The sequence below is a fragment of the Paraburkholderia sp. CNPSo 3274 genome (assembly GCF_024206475.1).
Classification (GTDB): Bacteria; Pseudomonadota; Gammaproteobacteria; order Burkholderiales; family Burkholderiaceae; genus Paraburkholderia.
The window spans coordinates 18468-33514 of record NZ_JAMBPR010000078.1 but is presented as its reverse complement, the minus strand read 5'-3'; the positions used below and the strand labels follow the sequence as shown (position 1 = coordinate 33514).

General features: G+C 60.7%; 17 protein-coding genes and 1 pseudogene. 2 read left to right on the top strand and 16 right to left on the bottom strand.

Going from position 1 to position 15047, the window contains the following annotated elements:
- The 16 genes and pseudogenes from M3I54_RS36090 to M3I54_RS36010 form a co-directional block, all read right to left on the bottom strand.
- Positions 1–145: pseudogene (locus M3I54_RS36090) on the bottom strand (IS256 family transposase); the annotation flags it as partial.
- Positions 146–214: 69 nt separating this feature from the next.
- On the bottom strand, positions 215–886 hold the full coding sequence (locus M3I54_RS36085) for a hypothetical protein (RefSeq protein ID WP_254344412.1): 672 nt from the start codon (positions 884–886) through the stop codon (positions 215–217).
- Positions 887–968: 82 nt separating this feature from the next.
- On the bottom strand, positions 969–1388 hold the full coding sequence (locus M3I54_RS36080) for a hypothetical protein (RefSeq protein WP_254316914.1): 420 nt from the start codon (positions 1386–1388) through the stop codon (positions 969–971).
- A gap of 206 nt (positions 1389–1594) precedes the next feature.
- Entirely contained in the window at positions 1595–2062 is a 468-nt protein-coding gene (locus M3I54_RS36075) for a hypothetical protein (RefSeq protein ID WP_254316915.1), read from the bottom strand.
- Positions 2063–2557: 495 nt separating this feature from the next.
- On the bottom strand, positions 2558–3019 hold the full coding sequence (locus tag M3I54_RS36065) for a glycine zipper 2TM domain-containing protein (protein WP_254316917.1): 462 nt from the start codon (positions 3017–3019) through the stop codon (positions 2558–2560).
- Between the two features lie 134 nt (positions 3020–3153).
- Complete coding sequence (locus M3I54_RS36060; RefSeq protein WP_254344410.1) at positions 3154–3405, bottom strand: hypothetical protein; 252 nt, start codon at positions 3403–3405, stop codon at positions 3154–3156.
- Positions 3406–3762: 357 nt separating this feature from the next.
- The gene (locus M3I54_RS36055; RefSeq protein WP_254316919.1) at positions 3763–4254 is read right to left on the bottom strand and encodes a hypothetical protein; all 492 of its coding nucleotides are present in this window, start codon (positions 4252–4254) and stop codon (positions 3763–3765) included.
- 119 nt (positions 4255–4373) lie between these two features.
- Entirely contained in the window at positions 4374–5177 is an 804-nt protein-coding gene (locus tag M3I54_RS36050) for a PRTRC system ThiF family protein (RefSeq protein ID WP_254344408.1), read from the bottom strand.
- Positions 5174–5809 (bottom strand): PRTRC system protein A, encoded by a 636-nt coding sequence (locus M3I54_RS36045; protein ID WP_254316921.1) that lies wholly within the window; start codon positions 5807–5809, stop codon positions 5174–5176. The genes M3I54_RS36050 and M3I54_RS36045 overlap by 4 nt, the downstream gene beginning before the upstream one ends.
- On the bottom strand, positions 5806–6534 hold the full coding sequence (locus tag M3I54_RS36040; RefSeq protein ID WP_254344406.1) for a PRTRC system protein B: 729 nt from the start codon (positions 6532–6534) through the stop codon (positions 5806–5808). The genes M3I54_RS36045 and M3I54_RS36040 overlap by 4 nt, the downstream gene beginning before the upstream one ends.
- A 15-nt stretch (positions 6535–6549) precedes the next feature.
- Positions 6550–7554 (bottom strand): PRTRC system protein F, encoded by a 1005-nt coding sequence (locus M3I54_RS36035; protein ID WP_254344404.1) that lies wholly within the window; start codon positions 7552–7554, stop codon positions 6550–6552.
- Positions 7555–7577: 23 nt separating this feature from the next.
- On the bottom strand, positions 7578–7811 hold the full coding sequence (locus tag M3I54_RS36030) for a hypothetical protein (protein WP_254344402.1): 234 nt from the start codon (positions 7809–7811) through the stop codon (positions 7578–7580).
- Complete coding sequence (locus tag M3I54_RS36025; protein WP_254344400.1) at positions 7789–8007, bottom strand: PRTRC system protein C; 219 nt, start codon at positions 8005–8007, stop codon at positions 7789–7791. The genes M3I54_RS36030 and M3I54_RS36025 overlap by 23 nt, the downstream gene beginning before the upstream one ends.
- Positions 8008–8018: 11 nt before the next feature.
- On the bottom strand, positions 8019–8486 hold the full coding sequence (locus M3I54_RS36020; RefSeq protein WP_254344398.1) for a PRTRC system protein E: 468 nt from the start codon (positions 8484–8486) through the stop codon (positions 8019–8021).
- An 80-nt stretch (positions 8487–8566) separates the two neighbouring features.
- Positions 8567–10243 carry a PRTRC system ParB family protein gene (locus tag M3I54_RS36015; RefSeq protein WP_254344396.1) on the bottom strand — a complete coding sequence of 559 codons (1677 nt, stop codon included), beginning with the start codon at positions 10241–10243 and terminating at the stop codon, positions 8567–8569.
- A gap of 218 nt (positions 10244–10461) precedes the next feature.
- Complete coding sequence (locus tag M3I54_RS36010) at positions 10462–11517, bottom strand: N-6 DNA methylase (RefSeq protein WP_254344394.1); 1056 nt, start codon at positions 11515–11517, stop codon at positions 10462–10464.
- 1066 nt (positions 11518–12583) lie between these two features.
- On the opposite strand from M3I54_RS36010, the gene M3I54_RS36005 reads away from it, so the two are divergent.
- Together M3I54_RS36005 and M3I54_RS36000 are read left to right on the top strand one after the other, a co-directional pair.
- Positions 12584–14062, top strand: coding sequence for a hypothetical protein (locus M3I54_RS36005; protein WP_254344391.1), 1479 nt, complete (start codon positions 12584–12586; stop codon positions 14060–14062).
- The gene (locus M3I54_RS36000) at positions 13962–14468 is read left to right on the top strand and encodes a hypothetical protein (RefSeq protein WP_254344389.1); all 507 of its coding nucleotides are present in this window, start codon (positions 13962–13964) and stop codon (positions 14466–14468) included. The genes M3I54_RS36005 and M3I54_RS36000 overlap by 101 nt, the downstream gene beginning before the upstream one ends.
- Positions 14469–15047: the final 579 nt, after the last annotated feature.

Sequence of the window (15047 nt, the reverse complement as noted above, 5' to 3'; positions counted from 1 at the left end):
CCATCAGCTCTGCCAGCTCCGCTTCGATCGCTTGCTGAATCACTTGCCGCGCCCCGTGACGAACCAATTCGTCCAGACCAAGCCCGACTCCCGATAGACCGACGACTGCTTTTTCCGTATCCTTGCTCATGGTGGATGGTTTGATTTTTTGCTGGTTTCCGACTTCGACAATCAGATTCTCAGTTGAAACCTCCACCGCCTTCAACTTCCCGCCTCAACTCCCCCGTACACCAGATTCGACTTTAGCTCCGCCTCGCAGGCTGGGAACCTTGAGGAGCACGTCGGCCCACTCCGAGTAACGGAAAGCCTCCGCATCGTTGCGGTACGCCTGCAGCACCGTTTCCGGTACCGGCAGATTGGCGAGCAGCGCGTACGCGACGTGCAGCGAGTGGCGACTTTGTGCGTCGCGCGTCCCGGGGAGGCGCGGCCCGCAATAGCCGAACCCGAACAGCCGCTCCATTGCCTCGATGCAGATGTCCGACAGCACGAAGCGTTTGCCGGCTGCACGCGCCTCGGCAGTTGCAGCCTCGATCTGGTCCGAGGAAAGCAGCAGATTCGGATTGCGGCACAGTTCCACGAACTCGAACAGGCCATCCCAGTCGCTTGCGTGGATTTCCCACGGTTCGCGGTGTGAGCCGTCGGGTCGCACAAACGAACCCGCACGCCGGATCTCGTGAAGCGCCTCGTTGATGATGCTGCGCGCCGTGCCCGGCATACGCAGCGCCAGCGCGCCGTTGTAGCGCGTGATGCGCTCGCCCGCTTCGGCGCCGGCCAGACGGATAAAGCAGGTATCGACTTCGCGCACACGATCGTCCTGGAACAGCGGGAAGAGACCGGCGAGCGTGGGCGACGTCAGAACTGCATTGGGTACGGAAAGCGTGTACATGGATGAAAGCTCCGGTGAGCAGGGGCCAACACCCATCGGGGCGAAGGCCCCGCAAGGGAAAGAATGAGTGGTGATACGAGGATCAGTCGATGTCCAGCAGCCGCGAGACGACAGCCGCAATCGACCAGGCGAGCGAGCGGTTCAGCACCTTCGCGCGCACAAGCGGCTGGCTGAGCCAGTGACTGCCGCCGCCCTCTTCAACGAAGTGAACGTGGTCGATCTGCACGAGCCATCCCTCGGAACGGCCGATCGAAACCGAGAGACACAGACGGCTTCGCCGCCCATCCGTTTCCGGCCACGGCGCATCGGGCTTCGCGCCAAACGTCGCATCGTTCGCGTTCTCTGCGTAGTTTGCGACGACGACCCACTCGGGCTCGAGCTCGGTCTTTCGCAGTTTCCGGCAGATCTGGTCGACGACCTGCCCTACCGTCTTGCCAGTGGTATCGAACGGCGCCGCGTCCAGCACACCCGGCGCATCGAGAAGCTCAAGAGTTGATTGCATGAAAAGTGGTCCAGAAATGCAAAAGGCCACACCCGAAGGTGCGGCCCTTGATTGGGATTTGCCAGCGAAAGCTGGCGCTACAGTGAATGTTCAGTGCGAATGCGAGCGACGCTCACGATCCGCCGCGCGGCTCTTGTTCGCCATGTAGCCACCGTAAAAGTAGATAGCTAACGTGACGACCAGAGTAAAAAGTGCGAAACCCATGTTCATTCTCCGTTCATGGAATCCATGCCTCTCAAAAAGAGTACCACAAAGGCGAAAACCAGAACTGCCTCACTCAGCACGGCGGCTAGGGTCCAGTTCGTCGTCGAGTGCCAGTAACCGATTGCGCCCACGATCGAGGCTGCCGACAGAGTATGGACAAACCGTCCAAACTGCTGGAGCTGTTCCTTGTTCCACGTATGCCCAAACCGACTGAACGGGATTACCGTACGTGGGATCGTGGTTGAGACAGCTTCGCCAAGTTTGAACTCCGCCCGGTCGCGAATCAGCAGATGACGGGCACCGCCGACGAGCACGGTAAGTCTAGGCGGCGACTCTGTCGTATCGCATTCGCGAAGCAGCTGCTGAAGGCGTTCGGAGACGTGCACGACCCCGGTCACGGGATCAAGCGTGGCGCCTTCCGAGATTTCCAGTCCGCCCGCGTACTGGACGACCACGGTAACGATATCCATGTCCGCCCCCTACCGACGATCCGAGTCGAGCCCGTTGGTAAGACGGAGAGCGCCTAGAAAGGCCTCGTAGCCTGCATGCGATCCAAGCTGTTCCTGGCTCACGACGTTGTCCCCGCCGCCAGACAGGTCCTTTCGACCCCGGCGGGTACGGAACGAAACCGCCACGGTACCGCGTTCGGGTGCATCGGCGACCTCGAGCATCAGCCTGTCGGTGCGAAGCGTTACACGGCAGCCGCGACCGCGTTCAGCGGGTTCTGCCACGATCTCGTGTTCGCTAGTGCGTAGGCGAAGGTCGCCGGCAACACGGCGAAGGAAACGCTGCGCATGATGCTTGACGCCCGACTCCCGCGCGGCACCCGCGCTTGCGCGGGACGCGTGGAAAACCTTGCTGCTGTGGTTCATAAATGCCTCGAAAAAAAAACGGCGAGGTGCTCCGAAAGGAGTCACCCCGCCTTGCAGGTAAGAGGGCCGGCTTTGGCCGGCAAAGGGAATACGTCAGTGCGTGACGCGAACGCCCGAGCTTGTGTCCATGAAGAGCACGCGATCGCCAGGCGAGAACAACTGGTCGTCGGGTTGAGTAATGACGCGAAGCGAGCCATCCGCCTTGCGCACCACAATTTCGAGACCGGCGGTGCGCGAGAGCGCGTCGCTCACGTGCTGGGCGACGAAGCCCGTTACGGCACCGGACATCGCTGCCGCGACATAGCGACCGTTGCCATTTCCGATCGTTTTGGAGCCGAGAAAGGCGCCGAGACCTGCGCTCACGAGGCTCGTGAGACCCGAGTTGTTGCCCGGCACCTGAATCGTGATGCGGCGAACGCGAACGACGGTCACCTGTTCGAGCGTACCGGCGCGCTGGACATCCGAGCGTTGGTAGACGTCGGGCGAGCCGAAGTCGGTGCTTGCGCAACCGGAGAGAACGGAAAGAACAACGACGGCGAGAAAAATGCGGATCATGGCGGCTGCCTCAAGGTAGTGAGGGCAACCGGAGCCCCTTCGGGCAGTGGTTGCCCGAACGGGTATGGGAATTGGCTGGGAGGTGACTCCCAGCGCGGGTGAAGCGTTGAAGGCGGGGCTAAACGCCCACGCCGTTACGAATGACGTGCCAGATTGTGCAGTTCGACGTGGCCAGCATTCACGAGCCGACGTTCAACAGCGAACGGCAGATCGTAGTCCCACTGCACCGTTGCCGTGCGATCGCTCCAGACGGAAACGATCGTACCGGCATGAAGCTGCGGGGGACTTGCCTGGACATCCTGCGCGGTGATGCGTTGCTTTTCGCGAAAGCCGTTGAGTTCGAGAACCTTCACGGCGGGTTGCGAGGCAGCGGAAACATTCAGCATGGTGCAGCTCCTTTGAACAAAAAAGGGAGCCGCATCCCGAAGGGAGTGGGCTCCCAACGGGGTATGCATTGGCGGCAGGACGAAGGTCCGGCCGGTGAGACAAAAAGAAGCACAGCAGCACGCCGCTGTGGTCAGGTCGATGCGCAGAAAGCGCGGGGAATAGGGACAGTCTAAGGCGCGCGCGCCCAGTGCCGAGCCGGAATGCTCGCCGAAACGACCTATGTTTTATCGGCCCGCACCACGCGCGGTGCGCGCACGAAGTTCGTGCTGCCGGACCTAGGAAGCTCCGGACGAAAAAAAACGCAGCCCGCTTTCGCGGGACTGCGTTGGTTTCAGGAATTCCGGCGACGCGTTGAATCACGCACGGTAGCCACGTCCGGGGACGTACTGCAGGCGGTTCGAGCGTTCCGGCCAGGTCAGCCACGCGAGCGCCAGCAACAGACCGAACACGTCGGCAACCATCTGCGCCAACTGGTTGACATCTCCGGTCGCAAGATACTCGCGACCGTCGTACTTCCACGTGGACGTGATGCCGTACAGCACCGCAAACACGAGCCCCAGAAGGGCGCGGTTACGGGTGGTCTGAGACACGAAGCTCGACCACAGCATCACGAACAGCACGCAGCCGGCGAATGCCGCCGCAAGATGTTCGATACTGCTGGGCGCCCAGTGTCCAAGCCATCGCACCTCCAGCACACGCAACCACGCATGGTGAGGCTTCGCGAAGCCCCACAGCCGGTGGAGGCCGGTCGCAGCGAACAACGCCACCGCGAATAGCATGGCCCTGGTGCGTTCCGTCGCCGCGCGGCCGAAACGCGCCTGAACAGTACTTGAAAAAAACATATGCATTTGAAGCTCCTTGCAGGAATAGGTAACGGTCGGCCCTCGGGCTGAGGGCCGAAATAATTACGGAGGGGTATGAGTCACACAGCGGCGTAAAACGCTGTGTGACTCGCGGGAGGTGCCCCTCACGCTGCCTTGCGACGGCGTGCGGGCTTTTTCATGGGCGGCGCTTCGTAACCGAAACGCGCCCATGCAGCGGGGTCAATCGGAATCGGATTCGTGCGTCCCGTTGCGAGATTCACGAACACACTCGAAAACGTAAGACCGCCATTTCGAAACAGCGACCAGAGCAGGTTGAAAGCCTGCACCGAAATCGCCTGGTTGATGACGAGCGACTGCTTGCGCAGTGCATCCGCCATCGAACACGACGGGGAATCGTCACCCTTGTCGTTCTTGGCATTCAGCATGTCCGGGAACAGATCGCCCACATGGGGCAACCGGTCGTGCCGGGGCTTGCCGAACTCGCCGAGAATGACCTGACCACGGTCCGTCTCGTTGCCGCAATCGAGGTAGTAGAGGCACTTTCCCCGTTTCGCGGCCTGCACGATCGCGTGACGCGCACGTCGCGAATCGACGCAACCGATGACGATGTCAGTGTGCAGGTTGATCCGCGAATCGATGCGACGCGGTTCAGCCACCCAGTTCGTCCCCATCAGCAGATTGAGCCGGTTCACCAGCAACGTCGCCTTGTACTGGCCGACGTCGTTGGGATAGAAACCCTGCCTGCCAACGTTGAATTCGCTGACCGTGTCATCGTCGTAGACCGTGCACTCGATACCGCCCGGGTGCCCCAGCTCGATCATTGCGTGGTGCAGTCGCGCGAGCGACGGGAGCAGCGCACTGCCAGTACCACCCGCGCCAACCACAACCACCTTCCACGGTCCGTTGAGCATGTGGGGCGGCGTCTTGTGAAGAATGGGTCCGTTCATGCGACCTCTCCTTCCAGTGCCGTCATCCACTTCTGCGGAACCGCCTGCGCGGGTTCGAACCGTCCTTTCGCACAAAGACGCAGCGCGACTGACGGTACGCGATGGCAATGACCGAGCACGAGCGCAAACTTCACGTCGTGCTGATCGTCGCGATCATCGGTCGTCGAGAAGTACGCACTTCCGCTGCCGTGCGAATGGCAATCCACGACCAGCCATTCACCGCTGCGCAATTCCGGGCGTTCGTAGCTCAGGTGAGCAGGACTGTGCGACAACGAGGGAAGCGGTACGACGCGAAATTCCCCCGTTGCCGCGTCCCACACAATCCATGCGCCCGCCTCGTTGGGAAGAGCCGCACGCGCCATGTGTGCAAACCCCGCGACCAGTTCGGCCGGCACGGAGCCGCACGCCAGTTCGGTCAGCTCGGCCGCCTCGCCATAGGGCACCGACGTGCGCCACTCAAACACCCCCAGCCGACGAACCAGACGGATCCATGGGCGATTGATCTCGAGGAACACGCCATTCGACGCGATGAGCAACCGCTCGCCCGGCACGGTCATGGGCGCCACCGGCTCACGCGTGGGCACCATCACCGAGGGGAACGAGTGCTGAAGAGCGAAATCGATGGGATTCATGCCTTCCCTCCGATCGCGCCAGCGACGAGCTTGCCCGCCGTTGCACCTTTTATCGGTACCAGCACGTCGAGCGGAAACACCTCGAACTTGCCGTCGAGCATGTCGCGCCAGAACGCATAGAACCCGTCCTCGTACGTCACGCGCTTGCCACCGTGATTCGGATGCGTGAAGGCGGAGTTGAAAAAGCCATCTTCCCAGCCGCCAATCGCATCAACCTCGATGCGCCGGGGGACCTGCGCCGAACCGATGCAGATCTCGCCGAGGTCCCACGTGTTGAAGTACGGCGGCTCGAACAGCGGCGTATCCGGAGTCGGGCGTCCGCTCTCCTTCAGCGCGAACACACGGAACCCCGTCAACGAGGCCTGAAACACCAGCCCCGGATGCGAAACAACGCGACTGCGTTTGCCGAGTTCCTTGCAGTCAAAGAACACGCGGCGCGGCGCCGGCGGACACCACCACGTGACCGCGGCGGAAGACACGCCCAACAGGTTGGCGGGCAGAAACTCGCACTTGGGCGCCGCGCTCTTCTCCAGCTGCATGAGCGTGGTGATGAGCGCGCGGCGATCGAGGGGGCGGCCCGCCCCGATAACGGGACGACCCGACACGCGATCGGCGGCGATGCGGTGGACGGTCGCGTAGTGCGCGCCGTTCTGGCCAGCATAGAGCAGCAATGCAGACGACAGGGACACGTCATGGCCTGTACGGCCAATCGAAACATCACTCATGGGAAAAACTCCTGATTAGGGGCTCACCACCAGCGCCAGCAGCCGGTCGAGGTGGTGAAGCATCTGGAAGGCAAGGCTCCATTGCGCGTACTGCTCGCGGATGCCCCGTTTCGTTCTGGAAAATTCAATGAAGCAGCTGTACTCGGTCGCTTCTCCGGCCTGGTACTCACCGTTCATGTAGTCGTCGAGAATCTCGATGGATCGCTCGTTGGTCGCGAGCATCAACGTGCAGCCCGAATAAATCGGCCGCGAGTCGTAGCCCGTGTTCAGCAGTGGACGCTTGCCCGCGCGCCTGAGCAGCCGATGAAGCGCGGCCAGCTCAGCACACACCTTTGATGGCATGCCGGAACAACGCGCCTGCAGTTCAAGCAGCTCGCGCTCGGAAAGCGCGAGCCGCCTGCTGCGGCGCCCATCCGGTTTCGATGGCCTCCGGATCTCATCGGGATAGATCTCCGGGAGAACGTTCGACGGCAGGTAACGCTCCACCGTCTCTTCGTCCGCGCCGTGATACGCGACGAACAGCTCACGCACGTCTTCGTCTTTCGCGCTCTCGTCGCCCTCCCAGTGCATGCAGGCGAATTCCTGGAGGAACCAGCCGGGCGTGCGAATAAGGACGGTTTTGCCGGAAACCCGGTCAACGAGCGAGAAAAGCGTGTGAAGCAGCAGCGGATGACACGCCCTGAGCGGTTCAGCGAGCGGGCCAATCTCATGCACCCACTCATCGGTCAGCTTGACGCCCAGATGAAGCGGACCCTTCGGCTTGAACTCATCGCTGTCCTGGTAGGCGATGCGATCCTCAACGGCGTTGGTGTCACAGAGCTCGAACGTGACCGAGAGGAACCGCAAGGGCTGACGAATCTGCCTTTGCATCCAGATGAAAAACGCCTGCTGGAATGCGTCCGCCGCACTTGTCGGCGCTTGCACGTCCGTCGCACGCAACGGGCCGTGCCGGAACTGCTCGAGCACGATGTCGTTGATGGCGAGTTCGGCGCGCCATCTGAGCGTGATGCCGGACGGCACATCGTCTGCAATGTCCGGCAGCGTCAGAACACAAGGGGAAGATCGATGTCGGGGAGCGGCAAGGCGTGGCGGTTGCCAGGCTTCGCACGCGCCGTCAACGATCGATCGATCAGCGTATGAAGGATCGAGCAACATTTGTTCATCTCGTCGTCGTAAAGAAAAACCGCCCTTTCGGGCGGTTCCTGTTGGTTGAAGCCCTTGTCCGGATCGGACAGGGCCTTGAGCAGAGCGTCCTTACGCATGGGAGCCTTTGGCACCGGCTGCGCGGACGAACTTGTAGCTGGCGACCTCGCCCGCGACTTCCGGCCCGTCGACCGTGGCGGTCGTGAGTTCCGGATACTGCGCCGCGTAGAGATCGCGAACCTGATCGGGCGAGAACGCCGGACCGGGATCCACGAAGTGCATGCCGTTGTAGATAAATTCGCGAACGAGTGTGGCTACGTTGATTGCCATGGTGCGAACCCTCACAGAAGAGCAAACAGATCGGACTTACCGTCAGCAGGTGCTGCCGACGCCGAAGTTGCATCGACCGTCGGCGACTGCGCCGCAGTGGCGTTTTCGGCGTCCGGCGACTCGTCTTCGTCGTTGCCGTCGGGCTGTGATGCGGGCGCGGGAAGCGCCGGCTTCGATCCCTTCGACAACGCCTTCTGCGCCTTGCCCGCCTGCGACTTTTCAGCCGCCTGCAGGATCTCGTTCGTGGCGCTTACCTGCTCCGCGAGTGAGCGGTGCACGCCGTGGAACGATTGCAGGGCTTCGACGAAGCCCTCATCGAGATCGGCCGGCGACGCCGTGAGCACCAGCGGTTGCCGCAGCGCCACCTCTTTCGAGTCGCCGCACGGCATGACCACCACTGCCATCAGGTCGCCTGCCATTTTCATCGTGAGCGTGACCTTTCCGGTCTCGCGCACGAATGCTTCGAGTTCCTGGAACATAAAAACCTCTTGAAAAAAGGAACGCCGCGAGAAACGCGGCGTGTATCAGGGAATGTGCCGGGGAAACCCCACGGCAGTTGTCAGAACTTCAGGACCTTCAGCACCTTGCCGACGTAGTCGAAACCCTCGACGGTCAGCATTGCCTCGATCACTTCAGCTTTCGATTTCGCGAACACTTTCTTGAAGTGATCTGCGCCCATCGCTGCGCGCAGACCGAGTTCGTCGGCTACCACCTTCATCTCCGACTTCGTGATCAGCTCCAGAAACTCCTTGTCGAGCTTCCAGTGCTTCGTGAGGTCGAGCTTGTGGTGACGGCACATCTGCGTGAGGTACGTAACATCGACACCCTGGATTGCGGAGAGCGTCATGGCCACGACGAGCTTCACCTGCTGATCCGACTGGACCTGCGACGCTGCCGACGCGGCCTTGCCGAAGTCACCCACGGCCGGCTTGTCGTCAATCAGGCGCTCCCACACGGTCGTAACCGGACCGCCGTCGATGCACCGTGCCTGGCCAGTCGCCACGATTGCGATCAGATACTGACGCGCAAGCGCAACGTCCGTACTGACCTCGCGACGCAGCGCCTTGCGCCAGAGCGCGACCCGGTATGCCTTCACCCGGTCGGATTCAGACACCGTCGTCGCTTCAGGTGCAGCTGCAGCGGGCTTGTCGCCCTTTGCAGCGTTCACGGCCTTCGATGCGCCCGCTGCCGGTGCAGCTTTCGCCGTGGCCGGTGCCGATGGCTTTTCGCTCTTGATGCGTGCAGCAACCTTCTTCATGTTGCAGACGGTGTCGAAGCACTGGCCTTTGTAGACGTTGCCCAGCGAGTCGGGCAGACCGCTCACCGCCGCGCCGAAGTTCTGGCACGCATAGCACGCCTTCGCCTGTTCAGCGCCAACGCCCTTCGGACCATCCGCCACGAGCTGGATGCGCGTGTGGTTGTCGCCGGGCCGAACGATGCGAACGGTCTGGTACTCGTCGCGCAGGCCTGCGGCCGTTGCTTCGAGCTGCTTTTCCGTTTTTTCGCTGTAGCAGGCACGGTTCGTACAACTGCCGGTGCCGATCGACTCGCCGAACATCTCAGCCTGAGCGGCCGAGTTGTGCTGGCATCCGGCGCAGTCCACCTTGTCGAAGATCGCGGCAGAGAGCGAGCATGCTGCGCGCTCCAGTACTTTCTTCAGGTCGGCGACACTGTGCCGTTCTTTCACAACGACGGGCAGGAGCTTGTCCTGCTGCTCCTTCGTGAAAGCCGCGAACAGTTCGGCGTGGCCGAGCTTGATGCTGCGGGTGTTGAGCGCTTCCAGAACGGACGCACTGCAGTTCATGAGCGCGAGGCGACTGTCGAGCGTGTGGACGCTCCAGCCGAGACGGCGTGCCGCCTCCTCCCGATCACCCTGACAGCGACCGACGAGCTTCGCCGCGTCGACTGCCTCCTCGCCAGGCGACATATCCGAACGCTGGATGTTCTCGATGAGCGCCATTTCCTCGGCTTCGAACTCGTCGACGTACTTCACAGCAACGGGCATCTCGTAGCTCTCGCCACGTTCTTCCATCGCAGCTTTGTAACGACGCCCGCCAGCGATGAGTTCGTAGAACCCATCGTCGATCGGGCGAACGAGAATCGGCGTATCAACGCCGCGCGCACGCACCGACGCACGCATCTCCTGCATCTCTGCGTCGTCAAAGTACGTTCTCGGGTTACGACCGAGCTTGATGCGGGACAGCGGAAGTGTGGGTTGCTGAATATGCTCTTGCATTGCGGGTCTCCAGAGAGGGAACCCGCGCCCCAATCGGGAGGAGGATTCCCGAAGGGTACAAAAAGAAAGGCCACATGGGCCTGTGTCGATGCGCATGAAGCGCGGTAGATATGGGAACGATAGCCTGCCGGCGCATCGCGCATGGCCGGAAAGATCGCGAATACGGGATGGCTTTCAGGAAAAGGAAAAGGGCCCGGACAAAAATCCGGGCCCTTCTTTCAAAACAACGTCAACTGATCAACGACCTCGAAGATGGAGGCAGGCGCCGCAGGGAGCGTTGCGATCGCCTCCTCGAACATGTCCGCGATGTCGAGGCCCTCGGCGCGCGGTTGTTCAAGCACCGCGGCTCCGCCCACTTCGACCTCAAGCACCTCGCTTGCCGGCGGCGCGGCGACGAGGGCAGGCTTCGCGTCCGCCTCGACTTCAGACGTCCCGGCATCGGGTGCCAGCAACTCGCGCATCGCATCGAACGCCTTGCGTGCACGCAGGCGGTGACCCCAGCCGCCGAGCACGTGCGCCGGCGTGAACCAGTGCCCCCAGACCTCCATTGAGAGCGCATTGCCGTGCACGACGATGGCGGGAATGTGGAGCAACGACAGTTGCAGGTAGGCCATATGGACACAGCATGGATCGATGTCAATACAGGTTGCGTGCATTGCCTTCTGGTAGTTCAGGCCGGCATCGTGAAATGCCTCGGCTGTTGCGATGACCATGCCGCCCGCGCCGCATGCTGGTTCGTGCACGCGTGCGAATCCCTGCGCGTCGGCTCTCGCCACGGTGTCACCGCCGATCATCCCGGCCATCAGCTTCGACACGTGGTACGGCGTGAAGAACTGCCCGCTTCGTGCGTTGCCAAGGTCGAGCATCATGTAGGTCTCGCCGAGTACATCGGTGAGGCCACTTCCTCGAACCCCGAGGCCGCGGGCTGCTGTCATCGTCGCGACGCGCACCTCGAATGACATCGTCAGTTCCGAAAGCATCTTCGGGAATCTCGCGACCTCCTCCGGCTTGTACTTCCCGACGATCTCCATATAGCGCTTTTCTCGCCCATCGAACTGCGCGCGATCGACGCTGTTGCTGATCGCGAGCGCCGCCAGTTCGACAAAGTCGCGGAATACCGTGTCGAGATGATGGCCGTAGGAAAACTGGTTAATGAGAGCAACGAGGTTGCGCTGATGTTCGTCAGCCGTCTGCTCATGCTTTCGTTGTGCATTCTTGCTCATATGCCCACTCCGTGAGAGAGGGGCACGGCCCCTGCGGGCGCGATGCCCCACAGGGAAAAAAAAACCGGCAGCGCCGGTATGGTTCGATGCGTCGAAGACGCGGTTGATCGTGCAATCGTAAGTGGAAACCATCGATCGGTTTCCGCACAAAGAAGGCCGCTACGCATGGGCTTTCGCCTTTGGGGCGCCCTCGTTATCCACATACCAGACGGCGCGTAGTGCTTGAATGTCGCTAGATCCCTTCTATTCTTTATGCTGGCATAAAGACCAGTAGTGTAGAAGGATGGCCGCTGATTACCGACTCCGTCCCCGCTTCTTTCTACGGCGTCCGCCCACAGAGCGCGGTGCCGCGTTAGTTGTTGACGAGCAGGGACGTGCACATCGTGAGCTGAGCTGGTTTGTACGCGAACTGGGGGAGCAGTATGCATCGACTACGACGCGAACCTATGCCGCTGCTCTCTTTCACTATTTTTCGTGGCTGGCCGCCAGGCGTCTTTCGTGGAACGCTGGGCCTGATACCGCACGAGCTCAGTTTGAGCGTTTCTTGTGCGACGAACTCGGCTGCCAGCTACGACTGCATCGTCACGGATTCGTGCTGCTAACGATGATGCGCGAAAACAGCAGTCAGGTAGGCCATACGTTGGTAGCACTCCGTCATTTTTATGCGTTTTCCATTCGCAGGCATCTGTATCCTGCACCTCACCCGTTTGAGCGGATTCAAGCGGCAATCACTTCCTCCGCTCCGGAATTCCCGGCGACTGATGTTCCAGTAATGCCCGCCGCAAGCGGGATCGAGCCAGCTCCCCCGCTCAGGAACAGGTTAACGAACACCTATTACGTACGGTCCAATGGCCTCTGGGTTCCAAGGGTCATCGATGACCCCGATTTCCCACGTCAGATCTTCGCTGCCGGCGCCGCCGTGGGGTGGCCCCTGCGAGATCGACTCATCACACGTCTGCTATTTGAAACCGGCGCGCGTGTCAGCGAGATTTGCGCCCTTACTCTTGCCGATTGGCTCAACCGCGGCGGGCGCACGGAGGCCTCTGCCTTCAGCAAAGGTAGCGCCGGTCAACGATAGCCACCCCGTTGAATACGAATATGCGGACGGCACGCGCCGATGGCATCTGCGGATCTGGACGGCCGGCATGCTGATGAAGGGGATCAACCAGGCTTATATGACTGCCGACATCAACCGCCCGATACACTATGCCTGCTCGAAGTCGTTGGCATCATTGAGCTGCCAGAGCACCAACAAATCGATCCAAACACTGCGCTCTGGTTCGCCGACATTCTCCGCCACATCGATGCACCCCAATCCGATGCGGAGGCCCAAGCGTGGCGAAAGAGTTGGGGTTATGTGAATTCTGCATTTACGACGAAGCATGCCGAACTCTTAACGAGCCAGTATCGCCAGTTCGTTCACGCGGCACAGAAAACGCTCCAGCGCCCGTTGCTGTCGATAGACGCGTTGTATTCTGGCCTGACCTTCGGCCTGATGGCCATCGACGTGTTCACGACCACCGGTGCGCGGTTGAACGAAGTCATGCAAATCAGCTTGAGTCATGAATGCCTGGTACGACTCAAGATGCGGGCACCTAACCCGATATCGAAAAATTCGTCCACTCCCCCCATCCGGTATTTGTTAAGAATGATTCCCAAGGGTGAGCGCAAAAATCAGCGGCACGATTATTTCATTGGCACGGAGACAAAGCGTCTCCTCGCTCGCACGGCACAAATGCTTGCTGAGCACTACCGCCTGGAAGGGGACGAGCGATTGCCAACTGTGCCGTTCTATCCATTGCATCGGCGTGCTCACCGGTTCGGACCCGCGCCGTATCTGTTTCAATTGGGATATCGGCACTTGTCCGATCAGGCGATCATCAGCTGCGTCCGCTTCTTGTTGCACGGCATGGCTCTTCGTACAACTTCTGGCCGCATCGTAACGCTTCGGGCACATTTACTCCGCCACGGCTTTGCGACACATGCGGTGCAGGTCGAAAAGATCCCCGTCGATATCGTCGGCGCGTGGCTTCATCAGAAAAGCCTGCCTGTCACCGAATATTATTCGCAGCCCACGGACTCTATGATTGCTGATGCCGCGGACCTCTACCTGTCCCGGATCGCACGTTCAATTGATGTCGAACAAGCGGTGACACGATCACCAGCTACGCTGCGACGACTCTATGACGATGCGCTTCGAAAAACTGGCACTCTTGCCAACGTAGTCGGCGGGCACTGCACGAGTCACGGACTATGCAAGGTCCAGTTCGCTTGCGTCGGATGCGCCGCGAAAGTTCCGGATCCAGCGCAGCGCTCACAGGTGGAACATCGGCGTGCCTGGGCGGAAAGTGAACGCGTCTATAACCGCGAGCAGGGCCTCTTGCCCGAGCTGTCGCGGCTTGAGCATCTGATCGAAGCTGCGGACATTGAGCTCCGAGAAATGGATCTTATTGAACAGTATCGCGCCGACGAACCGCCGTTTGAGGGGATGAACGATGTCGCAAACAACCCGCCCGTGGCTCAAGAAGGTCCACAAACGCCGTCGCGACCATACGGTCGCGCTCGTAAGAAGCGCGGTACAAACACTGCGACGTAGCGCCCGGCGCATCTCGATCGCCTCAATAGTAGCGACAACTCGCGAAGTCGATCCGGAACGCGTCGGGATCAGCGCGACCACGCTACTAAACAATCCAGTTGCTTACGATCTCTACACTCAAGCCCGGACATGGCAACCAGCACGAGGAAGGAGGATCCAGCCAGCCATCGATACAACCTCCCTTCCCGATCCGGTCAAGCTTGAACGGGATATCGATGCTGCCCGACATCGCCTTGCCAAGCTGACGAAAGACGTACTGATCACAAAACTCCTCACGATCGAACAGGCGTATGGAAAGCTTTATCGTGCCACGATGATCGAGCAAGCGCGAAACGTTGACGAGTGGATAAGTCAGCAAGCGGCCAGCTTGTCCACAGAAAAACTGCATAACCCTGTGGACAAGTGAGGCAAGAGCCCTTGCGTCATTGGTGATTCGTTGGCTGAGCTATTTCGTAAGCAGTTCGCAATTCGTACACACGCCTTCGACACCTCGCTGTGACCCATGCCCATCAAGATAAATTCGACCTACGCCCACGGCTAACCACTACTATCGTGTAGTCAGCGCCCCGAAACACGGGCTCCACAGCGACTTTGCTGAAGTCCGCTATAAAATTTCCGTGGACAAGCCTGTGGAGAACAGTTTTCGCGACAACAAGACCAGCCCGCTATCGCGCCCATATCGGTTGGCTTTCCAGCCGCCAGAGACCCGAGGCGCGCCCGAGAATGAACAGCAGCGGGCAACAGGGCCACGCCGTCGGCGCGACGTCGCTTCGTCGCGTCCGGGCGGTCGCGGTCAGCCTCTCCGTTTAGGCGCCTAAACGCTTAAACCCGGAATGGTGCAGTTTTTGTGCAGCTTTCCCGCTGTCGGTCGGTCGAAACGGGCGTGAAATTCGCTGGCTTTTCCCCCTTCATCTCGCCCTCAAGGCGCGAAGATGGACCGATGTCCCCGACCGCCTTCACTTTCGGTGTTGCCTCGCTTCGCCTG